General features: G+C 72.2%; 15 protein-coding genes and 1 tRNA gene. 5 read left to right on the top strand and 11 right to left on the bottom strand.

Annotated features, from left to right (window positions below):
* Positions 1-228 precede the first annotated feature (228 nt).
* Together ABZ318_RS17155 and ABZ318_RS17150 are read left to right on the top strand one after the other, a co-directional pair.
* A complete protein-coding gene (locus ABZ318_RS17155; RefSeq protein WP_356903277.1) occupies positions 229-543 on the top strand; it encodes a hypothetical protein in 315 nt (104 codons plus the stop codon).
* Positions 544-564: 21 nt separating this feature from the next.
* The gene (locus tag ABZ318_RS17150; protein ID WP_356903276.1) at positions 565-1,638 is read left to right on the top strand and encodes a M14 family metallopeptidase; all 1,074 of its coding nucleotides are present in this window, start codon (positions 565-567) and stop codon (positions 1,636-1,638) included.
* Positions 1,639-1,695: 57 nt separating this feature from the next.
* Here ABZ318_RS17150 and ABZ318_RS17145 read toward each other — a convergent pair whose 3' ends face one another.
* The 4 genes from ABZ318_RS17145 to ABZ318_RS17130 all read right to left on the bottom strand — a co-directional run bounded on the left by ABZ318_RS17145 (position 1,696) and on the right by ABZ318_RS17130 (position 4,528).
* The gene (locus ABZ318_RS17145; RefSeq protein ID WP_356903275.1) at positions 1,696-3,084 is read right to left on the bottom strand and encodes a hypothetical protein; all 1,389 of its coding nucleotides are present in this window, start codon (positions 3,082-3,084) and stop codon (positions 1,696-1,698) included.
* 6 nt (positions 3,085-3,090) lie between these two features.
* On the bottom strand, positions 3,091-3,843 hold the full coding sequence (locus ABZ318_RS17140) for a hypothetical protein (protein WP_356903274.1): 753 nt from the start codon (positions 3,841-3,843) through the stop codon (positions 3,091-3,093).
* Between the two features lie 33 nt (positions 3,844-3,876).
* Positions 3,877-4,155, bottom strand: coding sequence for an ABC transporter permease (locus tag ABZ318_RS17135; RefSeq protein WP_356903272.1), 279 nt, complete (start codon positions 4,153-4,155; stop codon positions 3,877-3,879).
* A 299-nt stretch (positions 4,156-4,454) separates the two neighbouring features.
* A tRNA-Pro gene (locus ABZ318_RS17130) sits at positions 4,455-4,528 on the bottom strand.
* A gap of 583 nt (positions 4,529-5,111) precedes the next feature.
* Here ABZ318_RS17130 and ABZ318_RS17125 point away from each other — a divergent pair.
* A complete protein-coding gene (locus ABZ318_RS17125; RefSeq protein WP_356903271.1) occupies positions 5,112-6,320 on the top strand; it encodes an acyl-CoA dehydrogenase family protein in 1,209 nt (402 codons plus the stop codon).
* A 78-nt stretch (positions 6,321-6,398) separates the two neighbouring features.
* On the opposite strand, the gene ABZ318_RS17120 is transcribed toward ABZ318_RS17125, so the two are convergent.
* The 6 genes from ABZ318_RS17120 to ABZ318_RS17095 all read right to left on the bottom strand — a co-directional run bounded on the left by ABZ318_RS17120 (position 6,399) and on the right by ABZ318_RS17095 (position 11,753).
* Positions 6,399-6,968 carry a GAF domain-containing protein gene (locus tag ABZ318_RS17120; protein WP_356903270.1) on the bottom strand — a complete coding sequence of 190 codons (570 nt, stop codon included), beginning with the start codon at positions 6,966-6,968 and terminating at the stop codon, positions 6,399-6,401.
* The gene (locus ABZ318_RS17115; RefSeq protein WP_356903269.1) at positions 6,965-7,588 is read right to left on the bottom strand and encodes an ATP/GTP-binding protein; all 624 of its coding nucleotides are present in this window, start codon (positions 7,586-7,588) and stop codon (positions 6,965-6,967) included. Before ABZ318_RS17115 ends, ABZ318_RS17120 begins: the two co-directional genes overlap by 4 nt.
* Entirely contained in the window at positions 7,566-7,937 is a 372-nt protein-coding gene (locus ABZ318_RS17110) for a DUF742 domain-containing protein (protein ID WP_356903268.1), read from the bottom strand. The genes ABZ318_RS17115 and ABZ318_RS17110 overlap by 23 nt, the downstream gene beginning before the upstream one ends.
* Positions 7,938-7,939: 2 nt before the next feature.
* Positions 7,940-8,374, bottom strand: coding sequence for a roadblock/LC7 domain-containing protein (locus ABZ318_RS17105; RefSeq protein WP_116157900.1), 435 nt, complete (start codon positions 8,372-8,374; stop codon positions 7,940-7,942).
* Positions 8,375-8,380: 6 nt separating this feature from the next.
* Complete coding sequence (locus tag ABZ318_RS17100) at positions 8,381-10,531, bottom strand: ATP-binding protein (RefSeq protein ID WP_356903267.1); 2,151 nt, start codon at positions 10,529-10,531, stop codon at positions 8,381-8,383.
* 532 nt (positions 10,532-11,063) lie between these two features.
* Positions 11,064-11,753: a TetR/AcrR family transcriptional regulator gene (locus ABZ318_RS17095; RefSeq protein ID WP_356903266.1), complete on the bottom strand. Its 690-nt coding sequence runs from the start codon at positions 11,751-11,753 to the stop codon at positions 11,064-11,066.
* Positions 11,754-12,077: 324 nt separating this feature from the next.
* Between ABZ318_RS17095 and ABZ318_RS17090 the strand changes: the two genes are divergently transcribed.
* Positions 12,078-12,245: a hypothetical protein gene (locus ABZ318_RS17090; protein WP_356903265.1), complete on the top strand. Its 168-nt coding sequence runs from the start codon at positions 12,078-12,080 to the stop codon at positions 12,243-12,245.
* The gene (locus ABZ318_RS17085; RefSeq protein ID WP_356903264.1) at positions 12,242-13,201 is read left to right on the top strand and encodes an NAD-dependent epimerase/dehydratase family protein; all 960 of its coding nucleotides are present in this window, start codon (positions 12,242-12,244) and stop codon (positions 13,199-13,201) included. The genes ABZ318_RS17090 and ABZ318_RS17085 overlap by 4 nt, the downstream gene beginning before the upstream one ends.
* A gap of 71 nt (positions 13,202-13,272) precedes the next feature.
* Here ABZ318_RS17085 and ABZ318_RS17080 read toward each other — a convergent pair whose 3' ends face one another.
* Positions 13,273-15,342, bottom strand: a complete 2,070-nt coding sequence (locus tag ABZ318_RS17080; RefSeq protein WP_356903287.1) for a SpoIIE family protein phosphatase — start codon at positions 15,340-15,342, stop codon at positions 13,273-13,275.
* Between the last annotated feature and the right edge of the window lie 90 nt (positions 15,343-15,432).

Below are 15,432 nucleotides of genomic sequence, written 5' to 3'. Positions count from 1 at the left end.
CGGCCGCATGCCCGAGCCGCCTCTTGACGCCTTCTACGGCGGAAGCGCACGCTGAGAATACGAGGTACACATCGGATATATCCGTACATGACCACGTACGTGTGTATGTACCGTCGTCCCCGCGAGCGCTCGTCGCGCCGTCCGTCGCGCCCGGTCCCGGCCCTTCGATGCCGGCCCCGGCTTCCGCTCTCCGATGTGGGCCCGACGGCGCCCGAAGGAGGCCCCGTCATGTCCGACGACCGCACGATCCTGCGCGCCCGGGTCGCCGCCAGGGACGCCGACACCCTGCGCGCCCTCCTGCGCGATGCCCACCCCGATGTCGGTGGGCGCGTCCGCCAGGCCGAGGACGGCAGCTGCACCATCGACGCCTACGTCACCCCCGACGAGGCCGAGGCCCTCGAACGCGAGGGCGTGACCGTCACCATCGTCGAAGACGCCACCGCCGTCGGGCGGGCCCGCCAGGCCGAGGTCGGCGAGGGCGACCGCTTCGCTCCCGAGGACGCCCTTCCCCAGGGACTCGCCCTCAAGGTGAAGGACTCCTAGGAAGGACCCAGGAGGGACGCCATGCCGTACTTCAACGTCGTCGAGGTCGAGTCCGGTCTGACCAGCCTGGCCACCGCGTTCCCGACCACCACCGACCTCATCGAACTTCCCGAGCCCTCCGTCCAGGGCCGCACCTGCCACGCCCTGCGCATCGGCACCCACCGCCTCGCACCCAAGGACGCCGTCGTCCTCACCGGCGGCGTGCACGCCCGGGAGTGGGGCAGCTGCGAGATCCTCGTCAACCTCGCGGCCGACCTGCTGCACGCGTACGCGGGCGGCACGGGCCTGGCGTACGGCGGTACGCACTTCACCGCCGACCAGGTCCGCACGGTCGTCGAGGAACTCGACGTCGTCGTCTTCCCGCTCGTCAACCCCGACGGCCGGCGCTACAGCCAGACCGTCGACCCCGACTGGCGCCGCAACCGCAACCCGGCCCAGTCCGGCGGGGACCCGCAGGCGATCGGCGTCGACATCAACCGCAACTTCGACTTCCTCTTCGACTTCAGAACCGCTTTCCACCCACTCGCCCCCGTCCGGGTCTCGGACGACCCGGCCGACCCCAACCAGGTGTACCAAGGCCCCGAACCCTTCTCGGAACCGGAGACGCGCAACGTCCGCTGGCTGATCGAGCACTTCATACGCACCCGCTGGTTCGTCGACGTCCACAGCTACACCCAGAACATGCTCTACGTCTGGGGCGACGACGACAGCCAGTCGGACGACCCGACCAGGAACTTCCAGAACCCCGCCTTCGACGGCAAGCGCGGCCTGCGGGACGACCTGCTCTACGCGGAGTTCATCCCGAAACCGGACGCCGACGACGCCGCCCTGCTCGCCCAGCAGTTCTGCAAGGCCCTCAAGGGCGTGCGGGGCAAGGTCTACACCCCCAAGCCCGCCTTCGACCTCTACCCGACCTGCGGCACCAGCGACGACTACACGTACGCGCGCCACATCGTCGGGGCGGACGAGGAAAGGATCCTGGCCTTCACGATCGAATGGGGCATGGACTTCCACCCGCCGTGGCCGGAGATGAAGAAGATCGTCCTCGACGTCGACGCCGGCCTCGTGCAGTTCTGCCTCAGCGCGCTCTCCTAGCCCCACGGAAACGCCCGGGGCACCCGCCGGCGGCGGGCGCCCCGGTCATGGCCCGGGTCAGGCGGCCCAGTGGTAGAAGAACGGGTCGATGGACGGCGGTACGAGCGTCAGGTTGTCGAGGTCGAGCAGCTGGTGGCTGGTGAAGTCGGCGTGGCGCTGGTACGTGACCCCCTCGGGGAAGTTGGCCGGGTCGGGCGTGTTGTTGCCCGAGAACACCCCGTAGAAGTCCCGGCCGACCGTGAGCAGCCGCATGTAGTCGCCCAGGTACGGCAGGCCCCGCCGCACCGGGATGTTCGCCGGCGCCTGGTGCAGCACGTGCCGCTCCGGGGGCGTCTGCCAGTCGTCACCCGTCAGCTCCAGCACGGTCTTCCAGGCCCCCTCCAGGAACCGCTGGCCGGCCAGCCCGAGCAGGGAGTCGGTGTTCACCGCCAGCGCCGGGTTCTTGGCGTTGGTGAGGGTGCGCACGTCGGTGGACCAGGTCTGTCCGTGGTCGGTGGAGTGCCGTACGTGCAGGGTGTAGTCCGTGCCCGTCAGCCCGCCGACCCGGTCGCACCAGGCCACCCAGACGCTCCCGGGGTTCGTCGGGTCCACCGCGATCGACAGGTCGCCGCCGAGGCGGTCCTGTCCCATCATCGCGCCGAACTTCACGAAGCGGTGGGTGTCGACGCGCTGGCCCGGGGCGGAGTCCACCGCGTCCTTGAGGTCCTCGAACGGAGTCGCCCCGACGCCACCGTTGTCGTCCCGCGTGACCACGACGTCGAAGAAGACGTTCGGTCCCGACCTCTGCTGCCAGCTCTGGAACACCGCGTAGACGGTGCCGGCGGGATGCAGGGCCACCCGCACCGGCGGCCCGTCCTGGCCCGTGGTCGTGCGCCGTTCGATGGCATGGCGCGTGAAGCCGGCCGGCGGCCCCGCCGTCCGGGCACTGCCCGAGACGTCCACCGTCGCGGTCTGGCCGGTGCCTTGGCCGAAATCGTTGTTGGCCACGTAGACGCGGTCGCGGACCGTGCCGTTCACGTTCACGCTGCCGGCCACCACCCACGGCTGGTCCTCCTCGTCGCGCGAGACGAGCACCTCCATGGGCGTGGTCGAGGAGATCCCGGGAGAGCGCAGCACCTGCATGCGGAGGATGTTCTCCACGGCTGCCTGGGCGTTGAGGATGCCCGCGTACAGGGTGCCTCCCTTGGACGCGAAGCCGACCGAGATGTCGCCGGTGCCCCGACCCAGGGCGCCGCCCGGCACGATGCTGCGCATCACCCAGGTGTCCCCACCGTCGGTGGAGACGTAGACCGGGGCCAGCGGGCCTCCCATGGGGTCGGGTGTGAACGCGGTCGCGACCATCTGGTCGGGGTGCTCCGGGTTGACCGCGAGGCTCGGCTCGCCGTCCTGGGTCCGGTCGCCGCTCAGGGCGACGGGCGTGATGTCGACGACCTTCACTGTGGGCATGTCCGCTCACCTCCGTGCGGCCTGCAGCGTGTCGAGCTTCTGCACCGGCTGGTGGTCATCGGGATGGAGGATCTGGAACGGCGCCCACGCGCGCAGCTCGCCCTCGGTGGCATGCAGGATCCACACCCCCTCCTGCGACGCCCTGGGCTTGGGCGCCTTGTACCAACGGAAGTCGAGGCTGTTGGGGTACAGCACGTCGAGCGGCCCGGGCTCGACCTGCCCCTGCTCGACGGTGGTCACGTCGATCCGGGCGCGCCACCAGTCGGGGTAGTGCTCGGAGGGCTGGTCGGCGGTCATCTGCTCCAGGCCGACGACCGTACCGACCACGACGGCGTCGGCCTCGGCGGCATGCGCGACCATGTCCTCGTCCGCGAGGTCGCGCTCGATCGGGGAGAACGGCATCGCGTCGGCGGTCCTGGCCACCATGTCGATGTTCTCCTGGACGTCGTCGGCCGGCAGTCGCCCGACCTCGGTGACGGCGAGGCTGTCGCCGTAGACCATTCCGTCGGTGAAGAACGCCGCCGCCTCACCGACGGCGGGCGGCTCCAGGTCGGCCGACAGCTGCACGGTGACCTCGTTGCCCGCGAGCTTCTGGAACGCCTCGGGGGCGTGCAGCACCGTGTCCACCTGGACGACGGCCGTCCGTTCATCGACCGGTACGTCCGTCAGCCGCGCGTCACCGAGTCGCGTGACGGTGCCCACGAAACTCAGCGGGGCGCGCCGGACGAGCGTCCGGACGTCCTCGGGACCTTCAGGCATGGCGGAATCCTCCTCCCGCCTCATTCCGGCCGCCTAGCGCGCGGCGTGCGCGCCCGCCGGGTGGATGCGGCGCCATTCCGTCCTCGCGCCGAGGGCGCACAGGACGGTGACCAGGGCCGTGACGGCCACGATGAGCCACTCCAGGGCTCCGCTCCCGGCGTCCGGTTCGACGCCGAAGAGCAGTTCGATCCAGTCGCGCCGGACGAGAGTGATCACGAAGAGCAGCCCGGACAGGATTCCCAGGACGACCTCCGCCCAGAAGCGGGGGCGCAGTCGGCCGGGGGGAGGGGGGTGCAGGGGTCGGAAGGCCATCGCGCGGCCTCCCCTCTGTGACGCGCCGTGCGGGGCGCTGGGGAAACGCGTACGCCTACGAGGCACACATACTCCGTACACCAGTCTCCGCGCGTCTCCCGTCCCGGGTCAAGAGCCCTCAGAGCCCCGCCGGAGTCTCCACTTCCCCGACGCCCGGATCTTCTCGGGACCGCGCGGCGGACGCATCTCCACGGCGGTCCTACGCGATGCCCCCCCCGCGTCCTCAACCGGCCCCCAGAAACGATGTTGAGGCCGTACCGGATGTTTCCGATACGGCCTCTGACTCGCGTAAAAGCAAGTCGGGACGACAGGATTTGAACCTGCGACCCCTTGACCCCCAGTCAAGTGCGCTACCAAGCTGCGCCACGTCCCGATACCCGTCTGACCTGGGGTTTCCCCTGGCCGAACGCGCATGAGAACAATACCGCACTTTCGCCGGTGGTCACGCACGCCTTTCCGGGCGCCCGCGCTCGGGTGTGCGCCGGGCGGGCGGTGTTCACTCTCTGTGACGCATCTCCGTGCCCTCCGCGTGCGCTCGCGCGCCCGCCCTGGCGGAGCGGAAGGGGGGAGTCGGGGGGCGAGGAGGGGCGGCAGCTCGACGGAAGGAGGGGAGGGCGGGGTTCCGGAATGCCTCCCATCTGGGGAGGAAGCGATCGATGCGGCGGTATGACCGTACTTGTCAAGCTGTGTCGTGATTTTCACCGCCATCGGCACGTGGCAGAAAGGCGACCATGAGGAAGGAAGCCCGGGCCCGACCAAGAAGGCCAAGACCACACGAAACACAGTCAGATCCAATCGGCAAGCTCTTCCGTTTCGGCCAAACTTCATGGCGATATTGATCCGTTCCGGAAAGATCAACACCATGAATGGGTCGGCCTGTTCGGGACGGGACCACTGCCGATGCTCCACCTGTTCGGACAACCCGCCGAGCAGGCGTTTCGCAGGTGAGGACTCGGATGGACAACTACTTCAGCAGCCGGCTGCATCATGAGCTCAGGGAGACGGTCCGTGACTTCGCGGAGCGTGAGGTGCGACCCCGGATAGCCGAGATGGAGGAGTCCCGGACGGTCCACCACGAGTTGTCCCGCAAGATCGCCGAGCAGGGCTGGCTGGGCGCGACGATCAGCCAGGAGTACGGCGGCATGGGCGCCGGCCACCTGGCCAAGACGATCATCATCGAGGAGCTCTCCCGGGTCAGCGGCGCCATGGGCGCCATGGTCCAGGCCTCCCAGCTGGGCACCGCCAAGATCGTCCACTTCGGCAGTGACGAGCAGCGCAAGACCTGGCTTCCGGAGATCGCCGCCGGCGCGTGCCTGCCGACCATCGCGGTCACCGAGCCCGAGTCCGGCGGTCACGTCCTCGGCATGAGCGCCAGCGCGGTCCGGGACGGCGACGACTACATCCTCAACGGCAGCAAGGTCTACGTGGGCAACAGCCACGTCGGTGATCTGCACGGTGTCGTGGTCAGGACCGGTCCGGGATCGAAGGGACTCACCGCCTTTCTGGTCGAAGCCGATCGCCCGGGGTTCAGGACCGGTCTCCAGCAGCAGGCGATGGGCCTCCACGGCTTCAGCTTCGGTGAGCTGATCTTCGAGAACTGCCGGGTGCCGGCCGCCAACCGGCTCGGTGACGAGGGCGACGGCCTCGCCGTCGCGTACTCCTCCAGCGTGCTGTACGGACGGGCCAACCTCACCGCCGTCTCGCTCGGCATCCACCAGGCGATCCTGGAGGAGACCACGCGGTTCGCCTCCGAGCGCATCCGCTACGGAAAGCCGCTCCACGACCTGCCCACGGTCAAGCTGAAGCTGGGTCAGATGCAGTCCCGGCTGATGACCGCCCGGCTGGCCGCTTACCACGCCGTGCACCTGCTCGACCAGGGGCTCTCCTGCGACACCGAGCTGATGAACGCCAAGCTCGTCAACGTCGAGTCGGCGATCGACTCCGGCCGCAACGCCATGGAGATCCACGCCGCCGCCGGCCTCTTCACGGACCGGGCCATCGAGCGCTACCTCCGGGACGCGCACCACATCTTCGCCCCCGCCGGCACCTCCGACATCCAGCTCCTGCGGCTGGCCGAGGTCGCCCTCGGCCAGGACAAGGGCAGCTGGTCGGAGCGCCTGTCCGAGCTGGTCCGCACGCCGGAGCCGGAGCTCATGCACGTCTGATCCCCACCCCCACGAGCCGGGAGCCCCGGTACGGCAGCGGCCGTACCGGGGCTCCCGGCTGTCGTCGGACGGTGGCGGTCAGAACATGCCGTCCTCGCGGCGGTGGATCTGCTCCATGAGCTCCGCCGCCATCGCCTTGATCGTCTCCAGACCGGCACGCCCCCACGGCCGGACGTCGGTGTCGACCACGCAGATGGTGCCGAGGGCGACACCGGTGCGGTCGATCAGCGGCGCCCCCATGTAGGAACGGATGCCGATCTCGTCCACGACCGGGTTCCCCGCGAAGCGCGGGTAGTCGCAGACGTCCTCCAGGACGAGCGCCTTGCGCCGCACCACGACGTGCGGGCAGTAGCCGTGGTCGCGGGCCATGAAGCGGCCGACGCCACCGCCCGCGGCGGCCGCGCCCAGGTCGCTCCCGGAGTGGGTGCCCTCGGGGGTGTGCAGACCCGCGAAGAACTGCCGGTTCTCGTCGATGAAGTTGACCATCGAGAACGGGGCGCCGGTCACCTCGGAGAGCCGGTGGGCGAAGTCGTCGAACGCCGGCTCCGGCCGCTCCCCGAGACCAAGTTCGCGCAGTCGCTGCACGCGGGCGGGCGCGTCCTTGTCGATGGGGGTCAGCAGGAGGTGACCGGTCGGGTCGTAGGTCATGGCGTTGCTCCGTAGCTCGGCGCGGTGTCCGGGAGGGTGGTGAGCAGATGCTGGACGAGGGTCAGCAGGGTGCGGATGCCGGAGCTGGAGATCCGGGCGTCGCAGGTGACGACCGGCACCTCCGGCTTGAGGTCGAGGGCGGCCCGCACCTCGTCCGGTTCGTAGCGGTAGGCGCCGTCGAACTCGTTGACCGCCACGATGAACCGGATGCCCCGCCGCTCGAAGAAGTCCACGGCGGAGAAGCACTCCTGGAGCCTGCGGGTGTCGGCCAGGACGACCGCTCCGAGCGCGCCTTCGGAGAGTTCGTCCCACATGAACCAGAAGCGCTCCTGGCCCGGGGTGCCGAAGAGGTACAGGACGTGGCGGGCGTCGAGCGTGATGCGGCCGAAGTCCATGGCGACGGTGGTCGTGGTCTTCGACTCCACGCCCTCCAGGCTGTCGGTGGCCGCGCTGACCGAGGTGAGCAGCTCCTCGGTGCTCAGCGGTTCGATCTCGCTGACCGCGCCCACGAGGGTCGTCTTGCCGACGCCGAATCCGCCCGCCACCAGGATCTTCAGCGCGGTGGGGAAGGGGTCGGCCGCGAAGCCGTCGTGGCGCTCAGAGCCGTTGTCGTAGGCCATCGAGCACTGCCTCCAGCAAGGAACGGTCGGTTGGATTGGCGTGGAAGCGGGGCGCCCGGGCGGTCAGCGCTCCGCAGTCCACGAGGTCGGAGAGCAGGACCTTGGTCACGACGGCCGGAAGCCGTAAGTGCGCCGCGATCTCGGCCACCGAGGTGGGCCCGTCGCACAGCCCGAGGGCCAGGCTGTGCTCGGGACCCATGTGAGCCTGGGGGCTCGAACCGGTCGCCATCACCATGGACAGCAGGTCCAGGGCGGTGGTGGGCTTGGTCCGGCCGCCGCTCACGGTGTACGGGCGGATCAGCCGCCCGGCCGCGTCGTCGAGCCAGGGTCCTTCCTGATGGGGCGTCACCTCTACTGCCCGCGCCCGCCGACCGCGCCGGCGGCCTGCCTGGCGGGGGTGACCAGGTACGGCCGGACGCTCTTGACGAGCATCGCCATCTCGTAGCCGAGGACGGCGGCGTCCGCCTCGCGCCCGGCGAGGACGGCCAGGCACGTGCCGGAGCCCGCGGTGGAGACGAACAGGAGGGTGGAGTCGAGCTCCACGACCACCTGACGGACCTCGCCGCCGTCACCGAAGCGGGCGCCCGCGCTGCGGCCGAGCGAGTACAGCCCGGAGGCGAGGGCCGCCATGTGGTCGGCGGCGTCGGGGTCGAGGCCGTGCACGGATTTCACGAGACCGTCGGAGGAGAGCAGGACGGCGTTGCGGGTGTACGGGACCCGCTGGACCAGTCCGCTGAGCAGCCAGTCGAGGTCCGAGGAATGGCCGGTCGGCGCATTGCTCGCCATGGTGATCTACTCCTTGTGCGCGTCGCCAAGACGCAGCGATTCGTGGGGGGCGGGCTGGGATTCGGCAAGGCCGATGCCGCGCTGGAACGCGGCCATCAGGCCCGGGTCGTGCAGGGCGTGCTCCTCGGTCCTGCGGGTCACGGGCTCGTCCCGCAGCTGCGGGACGAGGTGCTCCTGTGCGCGCCTCTTGGGGAGCAGGGGCCTGCCGTCCTCCTCGGCACGGGGGGCCGGGGGGAGCGGCGAGAGCAGGTGGTCCGGCGGGCCGACGGGCCTGGTGCCGGCCGACCGGTCCGGTGTCGCGGGGGCGGGACCGGGGTCTCCGTACCCGCTCGACCGCTCGCTCGTACGGAGGTACGGGTGCGAGCCGGGCACGGGGGCCTCATCGTGGCGGGCGGCGGCCCGCTCCGAGGAGGGCGAGGGTACGGGAGCGGTGGGGGCCGCCCCGTTCACGCCGGCCGGCGCAGGCGCCTGGGTGCGGCCGGGGACATGCCCCGTGACCTGCGCCGCGAGCGGGTCCGGTGCCTGGTGCGGCAGGGGGGACGGAGTCTGGTGCGGCAGAGGGGCCGGTGCCTGGCCCGGCAGGGGGGACGGTGCCTGGCCCGGCAGGGGGGACGGTGCCTGGCCCGGCAGGGGGGACGGTGCCTGGCCCGGCAAAGGGGCCGGAGTCTGGGCCGGAGCGTGACCCGGCACTGAGGCCGGGGCGTGGCTCGGGGCGTGGCCCGGCGCTGGGGCCGGGGTCTGGACCGGAGCGTGGCCCGGCGCTGAGGCCGGGGCGTGGCCCGGGGTCTGGGCCGGTGCCGTGACGGCGGCCGCGGGCCGGTCCTGCGGCTGCATCTGCACCTGGTCGGGCGGGATCGCCGCGGAGCCGACGGTCGCGGCGGTCTGCCGCTCGTGCTGCGCGAGGCCCTCGGGGTCGGAGCCGAGGAGGCCCTGCGGGAGGACGAGGACGGCCTGGACGCCGCCGTAGATGTTGGACTGCAGGCGCACGGCGATGCCGTGCCGGCGGGCGAGCGCCGAGACGACGAAGAGTCCGATGCGGCCGTCCTGGAGCAGATGCGCGACGTTGACCTGGTCGGGGTCGGCGAGCAGGGCGTTCATCTTGTTCTGCTCGGTGACGGGCATGCCCAGGCCCCGGTCCTCGACCTCGATCGCGAGGCCCGCCGTGACGTACTGGGCGCGCAGCAGGACCGTGGTGTGCGGCGCGGAGAACAGCGTCGCGTTCTCGACGAGTTCGGCGAGGAGGTGGATGACGTCGGCCACGGCATGGCCCCGGAGCGTACCGTCGATCGGGGGTACGAGCTTCACGCGCGGGTACTGCTCGACCTCGGCGATCGAGGAGCGCAGCACCTCGGTCATGGTGACCGGGTTCGACCACTGGCGGCGGGAGATGGCGCCGCCGAGCACGGCGAGGTTCTCGGCGTGGCGGCGGATGCGGGTGGCCAGGTGGTCGACGTGGAACAGGCCCTTGAGCAGCTCCGGGTCCTCGACCTCGTTCTCCAGCTCGTCGAGGAGCTGGATCTCGCGGTGGACCAGGGACTGCAGGCGCCGGGCGAGGTTGACGAAGACCTCGACCTTCTGTTCGTTTCCGACGCTGCTGGAGAGCCGGGAGGCCTGCACGACGGCCGCCACGGCGGCCTCGTGGGAGCGGGTCAACTCCTGGGAGAGGAGGTCGAACGCGTCGCCGGAGGCGGGGGCGGTCGGCTGCTCCGGCGGTGCCGGCGGAGCCTCTCCCCTGCGCAGCTGTTCGACGACGGCCCGGAGTTCGCTCTGGCCCCGGGCGCTGGTGCGGCGCAGGGAGTTGCAGCGGTCGAGGATCGTCTTGGCCGCCCGGTCGGCGCCGAGCGCGGCGGCCGTCACGGAGGCGATGGTGAGGGCTGCGGCGCCGGTGAGCGCGGCCCAGAGGCCGGGGCTCGGGCTGGCTCCCGTGGAGCGGATGGTGAAGAGGACGGCCGCCGCGCCGCCCAGGGCCACCGCGACGGCGGGAAGTACGGAGGTACGCAGGAGTTGGGGGCGTATGCGGGCTTCGGCGGGGAGCGGTGCGGAGGTCTGCGCCGGGGGGTTGCTGTGGGTACCGGTGGCGGAGCGGGCGCCTGGCCGGCCGTGCCGCCCGCCCTCGCGTCGATCGGACCGCGAGGCGGGTGCGCGAAGTTGAGACATGAGTGTCCTTGGTACGTGCCCAGGAGTCGGCGTACTGCGGGGTGTTCTGCAGGGGGTGTACGGGGGGAGTGTTCTACGGACGTGCGATGAGGCTACCGATGATCATCAGCCACACACTGTAGTCGTCAACCGTTCATGTGCGGTGCGCAGTTGACAAACTTACCCGTAGACCGGCCCGCTCTGGTATCGACCCTCGCACGGGAGGCCGAGAACGATCGGCCGAAAGTCGGCGTCACACCCCGGCGGGTCCCGACGAGCGCGAGCGGAAGAGGGCGAAGGCGCCCAAACGCCTGTGCGCTCCACGGAAATCACCCCTTACCGGAATCCCCGGAGCAGATGCGACCCCACCGGTCCCACTCCCCCGCCAGGGCCGACCGCACCCTCTGGCGCGCCTCGCCCCGCGTCCGCGCCGGGGCGCTCCACTCCCCTCGCCGCCCCGCGCGCCCCGGACGGCAGCGCCCCCCGGATCCGGGTGCCCGGTGACGGTCGGTGAGATCGGAGGCCCACGGTCCCGGAACGCCGGAAGGACGCTTCAGCCCTCGGCCCGTCCCGCGATGCCGTCCAGGACCCGGTCGAGCCCCCACGCGTACTGCTCGTCGGAGACGAACCGCGCGATCGTGTCCGCCGCCCCGGCCGTGCGCGGGTAGCGGTCGGCGGGGACGGCGCGGAGCCGCTCCCGGCGGGTCGCGACCCGCTCGGCGACCGGCGGGACCGGTGCGGGCGAGGGGAGTTCGGCGGCTTCCAGGGCGATCGCTCCGAGGACCTGGACGATCAGCAGGTACGAGGCACGGGCCGCCTCCGTCGGGTCGAGGCCGGCGTCCGCGAGGACCGTGAGGAGGGCTTCGCCGAGCGCGAGGGCGTGGGGGCCGTCCATCGGGCCGGAGAGCAGCAGGTGGACCGCGCCGGGGCGGGCGAGCAGGCGGTGCCGCAGATCCACGGCGAGCACGTGGACGCGGTCCCGCCAGGGCGTGTCGCGGGCGGTGAGGGCCGCGAGGTCGGCCTCGCCGAGCAGGTGCTCGACGACCGCGCGCACCACCGCGGCCCGGTCCGGGAAGTACGTGTAGACGGCGTTCGGCGCGAGTCCCAGCTCGGCGGCGATCCCCCGGATGCTCACCGCGTCGGCCCCCCGGGCGCCGAGCAGCCGTACGGCCGCCGCGACGACCTCGTCCTCGCGGACCGCCCGCTTCCGGCCCCGCTTCGCCGGTGGCGTGTCCTGTGCCATCCGTACGCCTCCTCGTCCGCCCTGCCCCGCGACCTTGACGAGTCATTTTTGCACGGCGTACATTAATTGTACGCCGTGCAGAAATCGGAGGTGGCCCCCCGTGCGCGCTCCCGACCGAGGCCCCGGGCGCCCCGCCTCGCGCGGCTGGATCCGGTGGACGGCCGGTTCCCCGGCGTTCCCGACCGCCGGGCTCGCCGGCGCTCATGGGCGCCGGCGAGGGCGTCCTGCTCGGCGTGGCCCAGGCCTGCGCCCTGCCGCCCGCCGCCCGCCTGCCGTGGCTCTGGGCGGCGGCGCTGCCGGTCCTGTGGGCGGCGGGGCCGGACGGTGACCACCCTCGCCGGAGTCGGGGTGGACGCGCGGTTCACCGTCTTCGGGGCCACCGGCGCCCTCACCTTCTCCGCCCTCTCCGGCGTCCTGCTCCACGGACTCCTGCCCGCCGCCACCCCCGACCGGACCGCCGGCTCGGACTCCCCCAGTGAGGTCGACGCATGAAGCACACCACCGCCCCCCGTCACGTGATCTTCGGCTCCGGCGCCGTGGGCACGGCCGTCGCCGAGGCGCTGGTCCGCCAGGGGGAGCCGGTCCGCATCGTCAACCGGTCCGGCCGCGCGGACGTCCCCGACGGCGTCGAGGTGGCCGCCGGCGACGCGGCCGACCCCGCCTTCACCACCGCCGTCGCGGCCGGCGCCGCCGTCGTCTACCAGGCGCTCAACCCGCCCTACCACCGCTGGCCGCAGGAGTTCCCCGCCCTCCAGGCCGGCGTGCTCGCCGCCGCCGAAGCGGCCGGCGCCCGCATGGTCTCCATGGACAACGTCTACAGCTACGGGCCGCCCGGCGGCCGCCCCTTCACCGAGGAGACCCCCGACGCCGCCACCACCCGCAAGGGCCGCCTCCGGGGCCGGATGGCCCAGGACCTGCTCGCCGCGCACCAGGCCGGACGCGTGGAAGTGGCGATCGGCCGCGCCTCCGACTACTTCGGGCCACGCGGCGGCGCCCAGTCCAACCTCGGCGACCTCGTCTTCCCGGCCCTCCTCGCCGGCCGCACCGCCACCGTCCTCGGCGACCCCGACCAGCCCCACACCTACACCTTCGTCCCCGACATCGGCGAAGCACTCGCCCTCCTCGGCCGCCACCCCGACGCCCCGGGCCGCATCTGGCACCTCCCCAACGACCCCCACACCCGCACCACCCGCGAACTCGTCGACCTCGCCCACCGCACCACCGGCCGCCCCGGCACCGCCCGGCTGCGCCGCATGCCGACCCCCGCCCTCTACGCCATGGGCGCCGTGAACCGCACCGTGCGCGAACTCATCGAGATGCGGTACGAGTTCGCCGAACCGTTCATCGTCGACTCCAGCCTCGTCCGAGACCGGCTCGGCGCCGTCGCCACCCCGGTCGAGGAGGCGCTGGAGCGGACGACGGCGGCCTACCGCGCCCGCCGGAAGTGACCCGCGGGGAGGGGCGGCATTCGCCGGAGCGCCCCGCACGTCAGCGGGTCGGGGCGCGCGTCGTCCCGCGCTCAGACCGCGGCGTCGATGCGGGCGACGAGGAGGGCGATGTCGTCGTCCGCGGCGGCCGGGACGAGGTGGGTGAGCAGGCGGTCGCAGAGGGCCGACAGGGAAGGCACCGGTTCGGCGAGCAGGCCGGTCAGTTCGGCGAGGCGCGCGTCGATGTCGCTGCTGCGGGCCTCGACGAGGCCGTCGGTGTACAGGACGAGGAGGCTGCCGAGGGGCAGGGTGACGTCGGTGGTCGTGAAGTCGGTGCCGCCGACGCCCAGGGGCAGACCCGGCGGTACGTCGAGCAGCCGGACGGTGCCGTCGGGGTACACGACCGCGGGGGGCGGGTGACCGGCACGGGTGATGCGGCAGTGGCCGGTGGCCGGGTCGACCACGATGCACAGGAAGGTCGCGAGCATCGGCTCGGCGAGATCGTGCAGGGCGGCCTCCAGCTGGTACGGCATGTCCTCGGGGGCGAGGTCGAGGCGGGCGAGGGCCCTGACGCTCGCGGAAAGCCGGCCCATCACCGCCGCGGCCCCGATGCCGTGCCCCATCACGTCCCCGATGACGAGCACGGCCCTGCCGTCCTCCAGCGCGATGACGTCGTACCAGTCGCCGCCGACCTCGTTGACGTCGCTGGCGGGGAGGTAGCGGTGGGCGACCTCGATCCCCGGCGGCGGGGTGATGTGCTGCGGCAGCATGCTGCGCTGCAGCACCGCGGCGGTGTCGTGTTCCCGGCGGTAGAGGCGCGCGTTGTCGACGCAGACGGCCGCGCGGGCCGCCAGCTCGCCCGCGAGGGCGACCTCCTCCTTGGTGAAGGGGCCGATGGGCCGGGTCCGGTAGAAGGTGGCCAGACCCAGCACCACGCCGCGGGCGAGCAGGGGGATCATCATGAACGAGTGCACTCCCGCCCGGAGCAGCTCCGCGGGCCTGGTGGAGTGGCCGGCCGCCGGGCCGATGGCCCGGTCGTCGAAGTCGGGGACGACGAACGGGCGGCGTTCGCCGAGCGCCCGGGTGTACGGCGCGTTGGCGGGAAAGACGAGCGTCCGTCCCAGGGGGGCGAGGATGGCCGTGACGGGTGAGCCGGTCAGCGGCGCCTTGGCCAGTCGGCGCAGCGTGGCGCCGCCGACCAGACCGGCGCCGAGTTCGCCGTCGGCGGCCAGGGTCTCCAGGACGTCGACGGCGAGGGCGTCCGCGAGGTCGGGCACGGCGACGTCGGCGAGTTCCTGTGCGGTGCGCTCCAGGTCGAGGCTGGTGCCGATCTTGAGGGTGGCCTCGTTGACGAGGGCGAGGTGGCGTCGGCCCGCGTCGGCTTCGAGTTGCGCCTGCTGCTCGGCGGTGATGTCGATCAAGGTGGCGGCAAGCCCGATCGGGCGTCCGTCGGTGTCCTCGAGACGGACGTACGACCCCGACCACACGTGGTCGTGGTCCGGGTCGGCCGGCGTGCGGCCCGTACGGCGGGAGTCGAGGACGGGCTTCCCCTCGTCCAGGGCCCGGCGCATCGCGCGCTCCATGTCCGCCGCGTTGACGTCGGGCAGGATCTCGACCAGGCGGCGCCCGATGTGAGCGGCCTGCGAAAGACCGTTCATCGCCTCCAGTGCCGGGTTGACACGGAGGAATCGCAGTTGGGTGTCCAGGATCGCGATGCCGACCGGGGAGCGGGAGAACAGCCCGTCCCACACCGCCGACGAGCCGCGGATCCGTCGTGCCGCCTGCGCCTCCGCGGCGAACACCAGCACCGTCGTCCCGCCCCGGTGCCGGGCAGGGACCGGGGCCGCCCAGATCTCCAGGTCCAGCGGGCGTCCCTCCTTGTGCCAGGCGGTCACCATGCCCATGACCCCGCGCCCGGTGGCCGCGCCCTCCCACAGCGACCGGCCGAGGCTGCGGTCCGCGCCCGGATGGAGCAGGTCCGCGATGTGCCGGCCGAGCACGTCGTGCGGGGTGTAGCCGAGCAGGTCCTCCGCCGCGTGGTCCCAGCGGACGATCGCCCCCTCCGCGCTGGTGCCCACGACGGCGACCGGCAGGTCCCCCAGCCATCCGCCCGCGTCCCGGGCCGCGTCGGTGGTCACTTCGTCGAAGGGCATCTGCTGCATCGCCACCGCGGTTCTCGTACGTGCGCACCCCTGGGCGGCCGCCGTCCTCCTCAGTATGGGCGCGGTTCCGCGGTTCGTCGCGCGGGCCGG

Source organism: Streptomyces sp. NPDC006197 (genome assembly GCF_040613865.1).
Taxonomy (GTDB): Bacteria; Actinomycetota; Actinomycetes; order Streptomycetales; family Streptomycetaceae; genus Streptomyces.
This window is presented reverse-complemented; position numbering and strand designations above follow the sequence as displayed.

Bases quoted from the DNA above. Each gene is read 5' to 3' on its own strand.
- ABZ318_RS17155 (WP_356903277.1), top strand. From the start codon at position 229: ATGTCCGACGACCGCACGATCCTGCGCGCCCGGGTCGCCGCCAGGGAC.
- ABZ318_RS17150 (WP_356903276.1), top strand. From the start codon at position 565: ATGCCGTACTTCAACGTCGTCGAGGTCGAGTCCGGTCTGACCAGCCTG.
- ABZ318_RS17145 (WP_356903275.1), bottom strand. From the start codon at position 3,084: ATGCCCACAGTGAAGGTCGTCGACATCACGCCCGTCGCCCTGAGCGGC.
- ABZ318_RS17140 (WP_356903274.1), bottom strand. From the start codon at position 3,843: ATGCCTGAAGGTCCCGAGGACGTCCGGACGCTCGTCCGGCGCGCCCCG.
- ABZ318_RS17135 (WP_356903272.1), bottom strand. From the start codon at position 4,155: ATGGCCTTCCGACCCCTGCACCCCCCTCCCCCCGGCCGACTGCGCCCC.
- ABZ318_RS17125 (WP_356903271.1), top strand. From the start codon at position 5,112: ATGGACAACTACTTCAGCAGCCGGCTGCATCATGAGCTCAGGGAGACG.
- ABZ318_RS17120 (WP_356903270.1), bottom strand. From the start codon at position 6,968: ATGACCTACGACCCGACCGGTCACCTCCTGCTGACCCCCATCGACAAG.
- ABZ318_RS17115 (WP_356903269.1), bottom strand. From the start codon at position 7,588: ATGGCCTACGACAACGGCTCTGAGCGCCACGACGGCTTCGCGGCCGAC.
- ABZ318_RS17105 (WP_116157900.1), bottom strand. From the start codon at position 8,374: ATGGCGAGCAATGCGCCGACCGGCCATTCCTCGGACCTCGACTGGCTG.
- ABZ318_RS17100 (WP_356903267.1), bottom strand. From the start codon at position 10,531: ATGTCTCAACTTCGCGCACCCGCCTCGCGGTCCGATCGACGCGAGGGC.
- ABZ318_RS17095 (WP_356903266.1), bottom strand. From the start codon at position 11,753: ATGGCACAGGACACGCCACCGGCGAAGCGGGGCCGGAAGCGGGCGGTC.
- ABZ318_RS17085 (WP_356903264.1), top strand. From the start codon at position 12,242: ATGAAGCACACCACCGCCCCCCGTCACGTGATCTTCGGCTCCGGCGCC.
- ABZ318_RS17080 (WP_356903287.1), bottom strand. From the start codon at position 15,342: ATGCAGCAGATGCCCTTCGACGAAGTGACCACCGACGCGGCCCGGGAC.